This window comes from Streptomyces sp. NPDC051051 (assembly GCF_040682975.1).
Lineage (GTDB): Bacteria > Actinomycetota > Actinomycetes > Streptomycetales > Streptomycetaceae > Streptomyces.
Window position 1 is genome coordinate 1 of record NZ_JBFBCB010000065.1, and the last position, 13,281, is coordinate 13,281.

Here is a 13,281-nt window from a genome sequence, read left to right on the forward strand (position 1 = left end):
TGGGTGCGAAATTTCGTGGGGCCCGCCGCGGCAACCCCGGCCGGGGGGCGGCCCCTCTCTTTGCGTTCCTCAGGACAGCTGGCCGTCGTAGTCCGGCAGCTTGAAGGTCTTCTCGGCGTGGCCGCCCGACAGGTCGGTGGCGCTGTTGCCGATGTTCGCGATGATCGTGTAGCCCTTGGACTCGATGGTGACGCGCTGGGCGGTCTTGTAGGCGCCGACGTCCTTGAAGAGGTCGAACAGGCCGCGGACGTAGAGACCGGAGACCTTGTAGCCGACGTACTTCAGGTTGTAGTCGGTCACGCCCGAGATGATGCCGGGGCGGGCGGTGACGAAGAACAGGGAGACGCCGTGCTCCTGGGCGTACTTGGCGACGTCGAGAACCGGCTTGTTGGCCGGCTGCGGGTAGCTGAAGCCGAAGTCGGTCTCCAGGGTGGTGTTGTCGATGTCGAGGACGACAGCCTGCTTCTCGCCCGGCTTGGCGGCGGCGATGCGCTGCTTCAGGTACGGCAGGACCTGGTTCGTCACCGCCAGGCAGTCCGCCTGCCAGGTGGCGTAGTCGACCTCGGCCTGCGCGGCGGCGGTGGTGGCGACGGAGGCGGTGCCGGTGGCCGTCGCCGCCTGGGCTCCGGCCGGGACGGTCATCGCGGTGATGGCGGCCGTCGCCACGGCGGTCATGCCGATACGGCGCGTCCAGGTGCCTCTGGTCATGGTGTGGGGGTCCTCTCGCGTCCAAGCGCTGCGGGTGTCGTGGGCATGCTCATCGGTGGGGATGGCTTGAGGGGAACCAGCGGGTTACTGGACGGTAGAGGGCCCTGAGAGGCCCGTCACACCCTCGTGCACGCTTCGTGACGGGGGTCACAAGTGCCCCCAGGGGTGGGGGAGTAGCCGCCGTCACATTCCGAAGTGCCGTACGGCGGGCGTCCGGTGATGTGCCGCACAGGAGCTACGTCACGTACTACGCGGAATAGTACTGACCCCCATTGGGGTGAATCGGACATAACGCCCAGGGTGGATTCGCCCGGCGGGCCTGCCGCGTGGAACGGGGGCCTATGTCGGGTAGAGGGCGGGCTGTCAGGAAGTGTTCCGTTTTGGTGGTATGTACTAGCTTCCGTCGTAGATCACACGTTTGGGGCATTGGCGGGCCGCGGGTTACCAAGGGATGGCCATCCGGCGGACGTCCGTACGTCGGGTGCTTCTCTCTGTCCCCGGCACCATGAGGTTTCGATGTTCCAGCGCGTCATGTTCCGTTCTTCCCGTACGCCCCAGCTCCGCACCCGCGTGGCCGTCGGTGCCGCCGCTCTCGGCGCCACGGTCGTGCTGGGGAGCGGAGTGGCGTCCGCGGTCACGCCCCAGGCCAAGGCGGCGGCGCCCGCGGCCGCGACCGTGGTGTCGGCGGCCAAGAAGTCCTCGGCGGCCACCTGGGTCGACCCGGTGAAGAAGTACAAGCTGTCCGCCAGCTTCGCCCAGGCCGGCAACATGTGGAACTCCACCCACAGCGGCCAGGACTTCGCCGTGGCGAGCGGCACCAAGGTCTTCGCCGCCCACGGCGGCAAGGTCGTCAAGGCCGGCGGCAACGGCGCCGGTGACGGCCCCGCCTACGGCAACGCCATCGTCATCAAGCACGCCAACGGCGTGTACTCCCAGTACGCCCACCTCTCGAAGATCAACGTGAAGGTCGGCCAGATCGTCAAGACCGGCCAGCGCATAGCCCTGTCCGGCAACACCGGCAACTCCAGCGGCCCGCACCTGCACTTCGAGATCCGGACCACCGCCAACTACGGTTCGGCGATCGACCCGGTGAAGTTCCTGCGCGGCAAGGGCGTGACCGTCTGACGACGGTGATCGACGGCCATCGTCAGGACGGCTGCGAGCCCTGATGGGCCTGGGTGATCAGATCGACGGCGACCTCGAGGACGGCTTCGCGCTTCTCCTCGGGGTCGCCTTCGAGGTCCTGCAGGAAGAACATCCCGGCATGCAGCGTGAAGATGGCGCTGACGCAGCGGACCTGATCGGTGAGCGGGGCGTCCGGGTCGATGACGATGTCGCGCAGCCCGCGCATCCGGTCCTTGAAGGACTCGCCGATCTGGAGTTCGCGGACCGTCGCCTGGTTCTCCTGCATGAAGCGGAAGAACGGGGCCGCCTCACTGAGCGCCTGGCTGTAGCGCCGCAGGAGTTCCTGCTTGGTCTCCAGGGTGTGCGGCCGGCTGCGGCCCCACTCGACCAGGTCCTCGATCGGCTTCGTCAGATCCGTGAAGATGCTGACGATGATCTCTTCCTTGGTCTTGAAGTGGTAGTACAGGGCCGCCTTGGTGACCTGGAGATGTTCCGCGATCTCGCGGAGCGAGGTCTTCTCGTAGCCCTGCTCGGCGAAGAGTTCCAGTGCCACGTCCTGGATGCGCTGGCGCGTGTTGCCGCGGCGTCGCTGCTTGGTGCCGTCCATGGTGACGTCCATCCTCGTACTCCTCGCGTCGCCGCGAAACCGGCAGCCGGAAGGTAAGAGACGCTTACCTTCCCTTCGGATTGAAACTTACTTGACGCCCGGCTAGTTGCGGGTCTATTTTCCCAGTGTAGTGAACTAGCCGGGCGGCAAGTAAGTAGCCGCCCTGGGGGAGTGGGATGACGATGGCGGACACCCGAACCGTTGAGCCGGACGCTGGCGCGCAGGAGAAGAAACAGCAGAGCGTGCGGGTCGTGATCCTCGCACTGATGATCACCATGATGCTCGCGATGCTCGACAACATGATCGTCGGCACCGCGATGCCCACGATCGTCGGCGACCTCGGCGGCCTCGAACACCTGTCATGGGTGGTGACCTCGTACACCCTCGCCACCGCCGCCTCCACCCCGATCTGGGGCAAGCTCGGCGACATGTACGGGCGCAAGGGCGCCTTCCTCAGCTCCATCGTCATCTTCCTGGCCGGGTCGGCGCTGAGCGGCATGGCCCAGGACATGGGCCAGCTGATCGGCTTCCGCGCGGTGCAGGGGCTGGGCGCCGGCGGTCTGATGGTCGGCGTCATGGCGATCATCGGCGACCTCGTCCCGCCGCGGGAGCGCGGCAAGTACCAGGGCATGATGGCCGCCGTGATGGCGATAGCGATGATCGGCGGACCGCTGGTCGGCGGCACCATCACCGACCACTGGGGCTGGCGCTGGGCCTTCTACATCAACCTGCCGCTCGGCGTGGTGGCCCTCGGCCTGATCACCGCCGTCCTGCACCTGCCGAAGAAGCGGTCCCAGGCTCGCATCGACTACCTGGGCGCCGGGCTGCTCACCGTCGGCATCACCTCCATCGTGCTCGTCACCACCTGGGGCGGCACCGAGTACGCCTGGTCCTCCGCGCGGATCATGGAACTGATCGGCATCGGCGTCGCGGCGCTCGTCGGGTTCGTGTTCTGGCAGACCAGGGCCGTGGAGCCGATCCTGCCGCTGCACATCTTCCGCAGCCGCAACTTCACGCTGATGTCGGTGATCGGCTTCATCACCGGCTTCGTGATGTTCGGCGCCACCCTGTTCCTGCCGCTGTACCAGCAGGCGGTGCAGGGCGCCTCGGCGACCAACTCCGGCCTGCTGCTCCTGCCGATGCTCGGCGCGATGCTCGTGACCTCGATGGTCGCCGGCCGGATCACCACCAGCAGCGGCCGCTACAAGGTCTTCCCGGTCCTCGGCGGCGCGCTGATGATCGTCGGCCTGTACCTGCTCTCGACGATGGACACCGGCACCTCCCGGTTCACCTCCGGTGTGTTCATGGCCGTCGTGGGCCTCGGCATGGGCTGCCTGATGCAGATCACCATGCTGGTCGCGCAGAACAGCGTCGAGATGAAGGACATGGGCGTCGCGTCCTCCTCGGCCACCCTCTTCCGTACGCTCGGCTCCTCCTTCGGCGTCGCGATCATGGGCGCGTTGTTCAACAGCCGGGTCCAGGACGCCATGTCCGAGCGGACCGGCGCACTGGGCTCCAAGATCACCGAGCAGTCCGCGCAACTGGACGCCGACAGCCTTGCCAAGCTCCCGGCCCCGGTGCGGGAGGCCTACCAGTACGCGGTCTCCGACGGCACCCACGCGGCGTTCGTGCTCGGAGCCGTCGTGGCCGTGGTCGCGCTGGTGGCGGCCGTGTTCGTCAAGGAGGTCCCCCTCCGCGGAGCCGGACCGAAGACGGAGGGCGCCGCGGACGAGTCCACCGCCCCCGGGATGTCGGTGGTCGAGCCCGTCTGATCCACCCGGAGGGACTGCCGCCGCCTGCTGAGAGCGGCGGTTCCGGGTCGCCGCGGAAGCTCTGCGAGAGGCCCCCGGCCGGTGCCGCCCCGGGGGCCCGCGGCCTGGGGCGGGCGATGCGTCCGATCAGCACGCCGTCCCACGGGGCACCCGCCCCGACCGGCCCGCGCCCGCCCTCACGGCAGCATCGGATAGCTTCCCGTGTTCGTCGGGGCGTGTTCCGGCAGCCACAGGACTGCCACCGCGCCCTCGGACGGTATGTGCGCCGGCGCCCCCGCCGGCCGTACGTTGCGGAAGGTCAGCCGGGCGCCCAGGACGCGGGCCTGCCCTGCCGCGATGGTGAGGCCCAGGCCGTGGCCGCGGCCTGCCCGGTCGCTGCTCCCGGTGCGGAAGCGGCTCGGGCCCTCCGCGAGCAGGTCCTGGGGGAACCCGGGGCCGTGGTCGCGGACCCGGATGACCCGGCCCTCGACGGTGACCTGGATCGGTGGCTTGCCGTGCCGGCCGGCGTTGGTGAGCAGGTTGAACAGCACGCGCTCCAGGCGCCGGGGGTCGGTGGTGACCATGGACTCGTGCACCACCCGCACCTCGGCCTCCGGGTCCTTGGCCGCCACCCGCCGGGTGACGAACTCGCCCAGCAGGATGTCCTGCAACTCGGCGCGCTCGGAGGCGCCGTCGAGGCGGGCCACCTCCAGGACGTCCTCGACGAGCGTGCGCATGGCCTTCGCCCGGTCCATGACCAGCTCGGTGGGCCGGCCCGGTGGCAGCAGCTCGGCGGCCGTCAGCAGCCCGGTCACCGGTGTGCGCAGCTCGTGCGCGATGTCGGCGGTGACCCGGCGCTCGGCCTCCAGCCGCTGCTGGAGGGCGTCCGCCATGGCGTCCACGGCGGACGCCAGGTCGTCGGTCTCGTCGCGCACGACCCCGCCGATGGCGTCCCGCACCCGCACCTCCGTCTCGCCCCTGGCGACCCGGTTCGCCGCGGCCGCCGCCTTGCGCAGCCGGCGTGACAGCTGTCCGCCGATCAGCACCCCGAGTGCGCTGCCGCCGAGGACGACCGCGATGGAGCCGATCACCAGGGCCTGGTCGAGGTCGTACAGGATGTCCGTGCTGCGGTCGGTGAAGCCGGTGTGCAGGGAGAGCACATGGCCGTCCTTCAGGGGCACGGCCGCCCAGATGTCGGGCGCCCCGCCGCCGTGGTCGGAGACGAACGTGGCCCGGCGCCCCTCCTCGACTCTGAACCTCAGCTCCGACGGCAGGTCCTGGTCGTCGATCTTGATGTTGGGGAAATTGGGGCGCCCGGACAGCTCGTAGTTGCGCTGGGCGATCTGGACGCGCTCGTCGGCGAGGTCGCGTGCGTTGTCCAGCATGGAGACCCGGGCGGCGTTGTGGACGACGAGGCTGAGCACGACGGCCACCAGCGCCCCGACCAGCGCGATGGCCGCGCTCAGCTTCCACCGCAGGCCGGTGTGGATGCCCGTGCGCTCGGCGCGGGCCGGAACCAGGTGCCGCAACATCCCCCGCATACCCCTGTCCGCTCAGGCCTTCAGTTTGTAGCCGAAGCCGCGGACCGTCTCGATCCGGTCCTGGCCGATCTTCGTCCGCAGTCGCTGCACGTGGACGTCGACGACGCGGGTGTCCCCGCCCCAGCCGTAGTCCCACACCCGCTCCAGCAGCTTGTCCCGGGAGAGGACCGTGCCCGGGGCGGAGGAGAACTCCAGCAGGAGGCGCATCTCGGTCGGGGTGAGCGCGACCGGCTGCCCGGCCCGGCGGACCTCCATGCCCTCGGTGTCGATCTCCAGCTCGCCGAAGGTCAGCACGCCCCCGGCGGCGGAGGAATCCGCCTCGCCCCGGTCGGGCCCGCCCGCGTGCCCGAACCGGCGCAGCACCGCGCGGATGCGGGCGACCAGGACGGCGCCGTCGAACGGCTTGGTCACGTAGTCGTCGGCGCCCGCCTCGAGGCCGAGCACGACGTCGATGGAGTCGGCCCGCGCGGAGAGCATGATCACCGGCACGGTGGACTCGTCCCGGATGCGCCGGCACAGGCTCACGCCGTCCAGTCCGGGCACCATCACGTCCAGCAGGGCGATGTCGGGGCGGTCCGCCCGGAACGCCTCCAGGCCGGACAGGCCGTCGGGCATCGCGGTGACCACGAAGCCGTCCCGCTCCAGGGCCAGCTGGGTGGCCTCGCGGATGACGTCGTCGTCCTCGACGAACAGGACGTGGGTCTGGTCTGCCATCCCGGTGCTCTCAGTCCTCGGTGGTGTCGTGGGTGTGCGGTGGTGGGCGGTCGCGGGTCTGCGCTGTCCGTCGGTCCGCTGTCAGGTCGGCCGTCCCTAGGGGGGACGCCCGGAGCGCCTGGTGCGTTCACTGGTTCATCGGTCCGGGAGGCTCGAACGGTTCACACGGCGGAGGATTTTTTCGCGGAGGCCCGGCGGCACGGGCGTTCGACGTCGGTGCGCGGAGTCCGTCAGCCGCTCTCCGGAACCGGCGTCGCGTCGTCCCCGACGACGCTGCTGTAGTCGTTGTGCCAGCTGTACTCCTTGACGAAGCGGCCCGAGGCCGTCCAGCGGTACGTGATCACGTTCTCGCCGGAGGGGCTGGAGACGGGGTCGCCCTTCTCGTACACCTGCTTGGTCACCACCAGGTCGCCGCGGTCTATCTCTGCGTAGACCGGGGGCTCCTCGGTCTTGAACACGTTCTCGTAACGGCCGCTCGTGCGGCGGTACACGTACGACCCGACGCCGACCGCGTCACCGCACGTCAGCACGTTGACGACGACGTCGCTCTCGGTGCCGCCGGTGAGATCGCCGAAGGAGACGTCGATCGGGTACTCGTCGCCGACGCACGGTTTCAGCTCGCGCTTGACCTCCTCCGACACCTCGGGGTCGTCCTTGACGAGCCGGACGGCGTCGGTGCGGTCGGGGGTGTCGGTGGGGGTGCTCGACGGGGAGGCGGTGGCGCCGACGACCGCTTCGGCGTGCGCCGGGCCCTCGTCACGGGCGCCGGTGCCGCCGGTGGCGCACGAGGACAGGAAAAGGCCGACGGCGGCGAGCACGGCCAGCGCCGTGGTCACCGCCTGGAAGGTGCTTCGGGCCGGTGAGGGCCCGGCCTCGGTCAGGCCGCCGTGCAACGCTCCCGCTCCTCACGCTCCAGCGCGCGTGCGTCCAGATCGCGGGTTTCCAGCTCCTCGCGGAGCCGGGCGAGCGCCCGGTGCAGCGTGCTCTTGACCGTACCGGCCGACATGCCGAGGGCGGCGGCGGTCTCCTCCGTGGACATCTGCTCCCAGTGTCGCAGTACGACGACACTGCGCTGCTTCGGAGCGAGCACCTTCATGGCGTCCATCAGCAGGGCACGGTCCGCGTGCTGCTGGGTGGAGTCCTCCACGCTGGCGTCCGGCAACTGCTCGGTGGGCACTTCCTCCAGCTTGCGGGCGCGCCACCACTCGGTCCGCGTGTTGATCATGACCCGGCGCAGGTAGGCGTCCGCCAGACGCTTGTCCGCGATGCCGTCCCAGCGGCCGTACGTACGCGCCAGCGCGGTCTGGAGCAGGTCCTGGGCGTCCACCGGGTCCGGGACCAGTCGACGGGCACTGCGCAGCAGCGCGTCCTGCCGGGTGCGGACGTACTCCTCGAACTCGAGCACCTCTCCCTGCGCCATGATCAACCGCCTCCGTATCCCCGTTCCGGCTGGCTGTGGTCCGCCGGTTTCGCGCTCGTGGTCTGTGGCCCTCGTGTCGCTGCCGGGCACACGAAGGAAGCTACGGAGGTGTTGTCACGGCACTGTCCGAGGCAGCCTGCGGCTAGCAGTCGGCTGTCCGTCGGTTGTGTAACGAAGGCGGGTCAGGGGTAAGGAGGAGAGCCGAATGCGCATGGTTCGAGATGGTTCGCCCGCCGGTCGACCGTGACGGAGGGCCGCCCGGTGGCCTCGGGCCGCCGGACACCCGTGAACTGACTGTGCGTCAGGTGAGCGGCAACCGGTACAGGCCGCCCGGCAGCGGTTCCACCAGGCCGTCCGCGACGAGGCCGTCCAGTGCACGCGCGCGTTGCACCGGCTCGTGCCACACCTGGTCGAGCTCCGTCTGGAGCACGGGCGTGTGAGCCTCCCTCAGTACGGCGAGCAGCTTGCCGCGCACCTGCCGGTCCGTACCGGCGTACGTCTGGCCGCGGCGTGCCGGGCCGTCGTGCTCCGGCTTGCCCGCCAGCCGCCAGGCGCACTGGGCGGCGATCGGGCAGCGGTGACAGCTCTCGTTCCGCGCCGTGCACACGAGGGCGCCCAGTTCCATGGACGCGGCCGCCCAGCGCGCGGCGGTCCTCTCGTCCTCGGGCAGCAGGGCGCGCGCCAGTTTGCGCTCGGCGGCCGTGGTGGCGTTCGGCGGGTACTGCACACCCGTGACCGCGCGCGCGAACACCCGGCGGACGTTGGTGTCCAGGACGGCGTGCCGCTGTCCGTACGCGAAGGAGGCGACGGCGGCGGCCGTGTACTCGCCGATGCCGGGCAGGGCCAGCAGTTGCGCGTGGTCCGCCGGCACGTCGCCGTCGTGCCGTTCCGTTATGGCCACCGCGGCGCCGTGCAGCCGCAGGGCGCGACGCGGGTAGCCGAGTCGGCCCCAGGCGCGGACGGCCTCGCCGGGGGACTCGGCGGCCAGATCGGCGGGGCGCGGCCAGCGGGCGAGCCACTGCTCGTAGACCGGCAGGACGCGGCTGACCGGCGTCTGCTGGAGCATGAACTCGCTGACCATCACTCCCCAGGCACCGGCCTCGGGGCGCCGCCAGGGCAGGTCGCGGGCGTGGTCGTCGAACCAGTCGATGACGGGGGAGTGCAGGCGTGCGCCGGAGTCCGGCGCGGCCGCCGTCGGGTCGGTCGTGGCCGGGCGCGGCCGCTCTCCGGGGGGCGGTCCGCAGACGGTGTCGGCGGGGCTGCTGTGCGAGGGCTTCGTGGGCGCAGTCATGGCCCTTCCGATCCTGCCATGCGCGCGGGGGCACGCGCGCGTACCGCCACCGGTGGGGCGGGGCGCGCGAGGCGTCCGCGCGCGTGTGCCGCGGGCGCGGCCGCAGCTGCGGGGGGCGCGAGAGCGGAGGCGTGCGCCGTCACGCTCCGTGCGTGTCGCGTCGCTCCGGTGTCACGTCCCGCCGCCGGGGCGGGCGCACGAGGACACAAGTCGGCGGCGGGGCAGCCCTGTCCGGGATGATGATCCGGAAAAGTTGTGGGCGGGGCGGCGGGTGACGCCGGACAACGCAAGGATCTCTCGTACAGTTTGCGCCGTGGGATCTCTGCGCAATCCGGTCGGGCCGCTTCCCTCCTCCATCTACTGGCGACGGAGGGGCGTACTGCTGTCCGTGGTCGCCCTGTTGGCGTTGCTGGTCACCTGGGTGGTCAGCTCGGGCGGGGGTGGCGGCAAGAACGGTGCGGACGGCTCCAACGGCAAGAATCCCGCGTCCTCCATCACGCCGGGCCCGTCCGGGTCCGGGCCCGCGATCAGCCAAAACCCCGGCGGGCGCGACGAGTCGGGCGACGAGGACTCCGGCGGCTCCGGTTCGGGTTCCGGTTCGGGCTCGGGCGACGGTGCCGGGTCCGGCGGCGCGGACACGGGCGGCGCGGGTTCGGCAGGGTCCGGCGGTTCGGACGACGGCGCCAACGGCAGCGGGTCGGGCACGACTCTGCCGGCCGGTACGACATTGCCCAACTGCACCGCCAGCGTGGTCACGTTGAGCCTGCGCAGCGTCCGCAACACGTACTCGCCGGACCAGACGCCCACGTTCCGGCTGACGGCGAAGAACTCCTCCGGAAGCGACTGCAAGGTCGATCTCGGTCCGAAGAAGGCGGTTTTGACGATCACTCGGGCCGGCGCCGACGACGACTACTGGTCGTCCGCCGACTGCCCGAAGGGGGCCACGAGCCTCCTGTACCGGGTGCCGGCCGGGGGCGGCTTCACGTACACCGTGACCTGGGACCGGAAGCCGAGTGTGCCGGAGTGTGCGACGCCTCCGGCGGGAGCGGCCGGGGCCGGGACGTACCTGGTGGAGGCGAAGGCTCCCGGGTTCGCGAAGGCGCAGACCTCCTTCGTCCTGGAGCAGGACTGAGGCAGGGCCGCCCGGGCGTCGCTCCTCGCCCGGGGCGCGGTCGGGCCCGCGCACGCGACACGGGCACCGAGAGGTTCGGAGCCACCGCCGGTCTCGGAGGCACCGTCGGTTCCAGGGGCGCCGCCGGTCCCAGAGGCCGCCGGCCTCAGACGTACCTCTCCAGGATCGACGACTCCGCCAGGCGGGACAGGCCTTCGCGCACGCTGCGCGCCCGCGCCTCGCCCACGCCGTCGACCGTCTGAAGGTCGTCGACGCTCGCCGCCAGGAGCTTCTGGAGACCGCCGAAGTGCTCCACCAGGCGGTCGATGATCGCGCCGGGGAGGCGGGGAACCTTGGCCAGCAGGCGGAACCCGCGCGGGGAGACCGCCGAGTCGAGGGCCTCCGGGGAGCCGGTGTAGCCCAACGCGCGCGCCACCGTGGACATCTCCAGCAGCTCCGCGTGGCTGAGCGCGTCCAGCTCGTACAGCGCCTCGTCGACCGTGCGGGAACGCTTGGCGGTGGGCTCCGGAACGTAGTCCCGGACCACCAGTTCACGCTCCGGCTCCACGCCCGCGATCAACTCGTCGAGCTGGAGGGAGAGAAGACGGCCGTCGGTGCCCAGTTCGACCACGTATTCGGCGATTTCGGTGGCGATGCGGCGTACCATCTCCAGGCGCTGCGCCACCGCCGAGACGTCCCGGACCGTCACCAGGTCCTCGATCTCCAGCGCTGACAACGTTCCCGCGACCTCGTCCAGGCGGAGCTTGTAGCGCTCCAGGGTCGCGAGCGCCTGGTTCGCGCGGGACAGGATCGCCGCGGAGTCCTCCAGAACGCGGCGCTGGCCGTCGACGTAGAGCGCGATCAGGCGCATGGACTGGGAGACCGAGACGATGGGGAAGCCGACCTGCTTGCTGACGCGGTCCGCCGTGCGGTGGCGGGTGCCGGTCTCCTCCGTGGGGATGGTGGGGTCCGGCACGAGCTGCACGCCGGCCCGGAGGATCTTGGACAGGTCGGAGGAGACCACGATGCCGCCGTCGAGCTTGCACAGCTCGCGCAGGCGCGTGGCCGTGAACTCGACATCCAGGACGAATCCGCCCGTGCACATCGTCTCGACCGTCTTGTCGGAGCCGAGCACGATGAGTCCGCCGGTGTTGCCGCGGAGCACTCTTTCCAGGCCGTCGCGCAGGGCCGTGCCGGGAGCCACCGCGCTCAGCGCGGCACGCATCAGGCCGTCGGCACCGGGACTCCCACCGGACTTTCCGGGAGCTGCCGCCCGGTCGTTGGCTGCCACTGCACTCCTCCGGTCACAGGTTCTGGGGTGCTCCCGTTTCACGCACTCGGTTCGTACGGACGGGCGAGACCTGGGCAAAGTCTACCGGCGCTCCTCAGCCTCCCGCGGGGCCTCTCGCCGAGGGGAGCGCGGCAGCACCCGCAGGGCGTCCCCCATGTTCGCCACTTCCAGGACCTTCATCCCCGCGGGGATCTTGCCGGGATCGCCCGGTACGAGCGCGTGCGTGAAGCCCAGGCGGTGCGCTTCGGCGAGTCTGCGCTGCACGCCCGTGACCCGTCTGACCTCGCCCGCGAGGCCCACTTCGCCGATCGCGACGAGGTTCTTGGGCAGGGGGGTGTCGCTCGCCGCGGAGGCCAGCGCGAGGGCGATCGCCAGGTCCGCCGCGGGCTCGGAGAGCTTCACGCCGCCGACCGTCGCGGAATAGATGTCCCGCTTGCCGAGCGCGCTGATCCTGCCCCGCTGCTCCAGGACCGCGAGCATCATCGAGACGCGGGAGGTCTCCAGGCCGGAGGTGGTGCGGCGGGGCGAGGGGATCTGCGAATCGACGGTGAGCGCCTGCACCTCGGCGACCAGGGGGCGGCGCCCCTCCAGGGTGACCGTCAGGCAGGTGCCGGGGACCGGTTCGTCACGACGGGTCAGGAAGAGTCCGCTCGGGTCGGCAAGGCCCGTGATGCCCTCGTCGTGCAGTTCGAAGCAGCCGACCTCGTCGGTGGCGCCGTAGCGGTTCTTGACGCCTCGCACCAGACGCAGGCGCGCGTGCCGGTCGCCCTCGAAGGACAGGACGACGTCCACGAGGTGTTCGAGGAGGCGCGGGCCGGCGATCGCGCCGTCCTTGGTGACATGGCCCACCAGCAGCGTGGACATGCCGCGCTCCTTCGAGGCGCGGATCAGCGCGCCGGCGACCTCGCGGACCTGGGCCATGCCGCCGGGGGCGCCGTCGATCTCCGGGGAGGCCACGGTCTGCACCGAGTCGACGATCAGCAGGGACGGCTTCACGGCGTCCAAGTGGCCCAGGACGGCGGCCAGATCGGTCTCCGCGGCGAGATACAGATGGTCGTCGATGGCGCCGATGCGGTCGGCCCGCAGCCGGACCTGGCTGGCCGACTCCTCGCCCGTGACGTACAACGTGCGGTGTTCGTCGCTCGCGGACTTGGCGGCCACGTCGAGCAGGAGCGTGGACTTGCCGACGCCCGGCTCACCGGCCAGCAGGACGACGGCGCCGGGGACCAGCCCGCCGCCCAGCACGCGGTCCAGCTCGGGGACACCGGTGGGGCGGGCGGTGGCCTGACGGCCGTCGACCTGGCCGATCGGCAGGGCGGAGGTGGTGACGCGGCCGGGCGCCGTCGTACGGACCGCGGGCGCGCCGTACTCCTCGACCGTGCCCCAGGCCTGGCATTCGGGGCAGCGGCCGAGCCACTTCGCCGTCTGCCACCCGCACTCCGTGCAGCGGTACGACGGACGGTCCTTGGTGGTCTTCGTGCGGGCAGCCATGGGGAAACCGTAACCGCCGGGTCCGACAACGCGAGAAGCCTGTGCATGAAGCGGGCCCGCCGGGGCAGACGCGACCCGAGGTGGCGTCCACCGCTCCCACCCCCCCCGGGGCGGCGGACACCGGGCGAGGTGCGCCCGGCCATCCCCCCGGCCGGGCCACCTCACCCCCTGTGAACCGGCCGGCCCCGTCAAGAACGAGCCACTCGACCCTCTGTTCCTGTCCCCTTATGA

At 71.0% G+C, this 13,281-nt stretch carries 12 protein-coding genes; 3 read left to right on the forward strand and 9 right to left on the reverse strand.

Annotated features, from left to right (window positions below):
• Positions 1-69: 69 nt before the first annotated feature.
• Positions 70-708, reverse strand: a complete 639-nt coding sequence (locus tag AB0N31_RS32410) for an HAD family acid phosphatase (protein ID WP_366062062.1) — start codon at positions 706-708, stop codon at positions 70-72.
• Positions 709-1,224: 516 nt separating this feature from the next.
• Between AB0N31_RS32410 and AB0N31_RS32415 the strand changes: the two genes are divergently transcribed.
• Positions 1,225-1,833, forward strand: a complete 609-nt coding sequence (locus AB0N31_RS32415; RefSeq protein ID WP_366062063.1) for a M23 family metallopeptidase — start codon at positions 1,225-1,227, stop codon at positions 1,831-1,833.
• Positions 1,834-1,855: 22 nt separating this feature from the next.
• Here the strand turns inward: AB0N31_RS32415 and AB0N31_RS32420 are convergent, their stop codons facing one another.
• A complete protein-coding gene (locus AB0N31_RS32420) occupies positions 1,856-2,452 on the reverse strand; it encodes a TetR/AcrR family transcriptional regulator (RefSeq protein ID WP_366062064.1) in 597 nt (198 codons plus the stop codon).
• A gap of 170 nt (positions 2,453-2,622) precedes the next feature.
• On the opposite strand from AB0N31_RS32420, the gene AB0N31_RS32425 reads away from it, so the two are divergent.
• The gene (locus AB0N31_RS32425; protein WP_366062065.1) at positions 2,623-4,212 is read left to right on the forward strand and encodes an MDR family MFS transporter; all 1,590 of its coding nucleotides are present in this window, start codon (positions 2,623-2,625) and stop codon (positions 4,210-4,212) included.
• Positions 4,213-4,388: 176 nt separating this feature from the next.
• On the opposite strand, the gene cseC is transcribed toward AB0N31_RS32425, so the two are convergent.
• The 5 genes from cseC to AB0N31_RS32450 all read right to left on the reverse strand — a co-directional run bounded on the left by cseC (position 4,389) and on the right by AB0N31_RS32450 (position 9,157).
• Complete coding sequence (gene cseC, locus AB0N31_RS32430) at positions 4,389-5,732, reverse strand: two-component system sensor histidine kinase CseC (protein WP_366062066.1); 1,344 nt, start codon at positions 5,730-5,732, stop codon at positions 4,389-4,391.
• A 12-nt stretch (positions 5,733-5,744) separates the two neighbouring features.
• Positions 5,745-6,446 carry a two-component system response regulator CseB gene (cseB, locus tag AB0N31_RS32435; RefSeq protein ID WP_366062067.1) on the reverse strand — a complete coding sequence of 234 codons (702 nt, stop codon included), beginning with the start codon at positions 6,444-6,446 and terminating at the stop codon, positions 5,745-5,747.
• Between the two features lie 230 nt (positions 6,447-6,676).
• Positions 6,677-7,339 carry a hypothetical protein gene (locus tag AB0N31_RS32440; RefSeq protein ID WP_366062068.1) on the reverse strand — a complete coding sequence of 221 codons (663 nt, stop codon included), beginning with the start codon at positions 7,337-7,339 and terminating at the stop codon, positions 6,677-6,679.
• Positions 7,324-7,866, reverse strand: a complete 543-nt coding sequence (locus AB0N31_RS32445) for a SigE family RNA polymerase sigma factor (RefSeq protein ID WP_366062069.1) — start codon at positions 7,864-7,866, stop codon at positions 7,324-7,326. The genes AB0N31_RS32440 and AB0N31_RS32445 overlap by 16 nt, the downstream gene beginning before the upstream one ends.
• 301 nt (positions 7,867-8,167) lie before the next feature.
• The gene (locus tag AB0N31_RS32450; protein WP_366062070.1) at positions 8,168-9,157 is read right to left on the reverse strand and encodes an A/G-specific adenine glycosylase; all 990 of its coding nucleotides are present in this window, start codon (positions 9,155-9,157) and stop codon (positions 8,168-8,170) included.
• A gap of 313 nt (positions 9,158-9,470) precedes the next feature.
• Here AB0N31_RS32450 and AB0N31_RS32455 point away from each other — a divergent pair, with 313 nt between their 5' ends.
• The gene (locus tag AB0N31_RS32455; protein WP_366062071.1) at positions 9,471-10,289 is read left to right on the forward strand and encodes a hypothetical protein; all 819 of its coding nucleotides are present in this window, start codon (positions 9,471-9,473) and stop codon (positions 10,287-10,289) included.
• Between the two features lie 145 nt (positions 10,290-10,434).
• Here the strand turns inward: AB0N31_RS32455 and disA are convergent, their stop codons facing one another.
• Both disA and radA read right to left on the reverse strand, forming a co-directional pair.
• Positions 10,435-11,559 carry a DNA integrity scanning diadenylate cyclase DisA gene (gene disA / locus AB0N31_RS32460; protein ID WP_366062072.1) on the reverse strand — a complete coding sequence of 375 codons (1,125 nt, stop codon included), beginning with the start codon at positions 11,557-11,559 and terminating at the stop codon, positions 10,435-10,437.
• An 81-nt stretch (positions 11,560-11,640) separates the two neighbouring features.
• Positions 11,641-13,050 carry a DNA repair protein RadA gene (gene radA / locus AB0N31_RS32465; protein WP_366062073.1) on the reverse strand — a complete coding sequence of 470 codons (1,410 nt, stop codon included), beginning with the start codon at positions 13,048-13,050 and terminating at the stop codon, positions 11,641-11,643.
• Between the last annotated feature and the right edge of the window lie 231 nt (positions 13,051-13,281).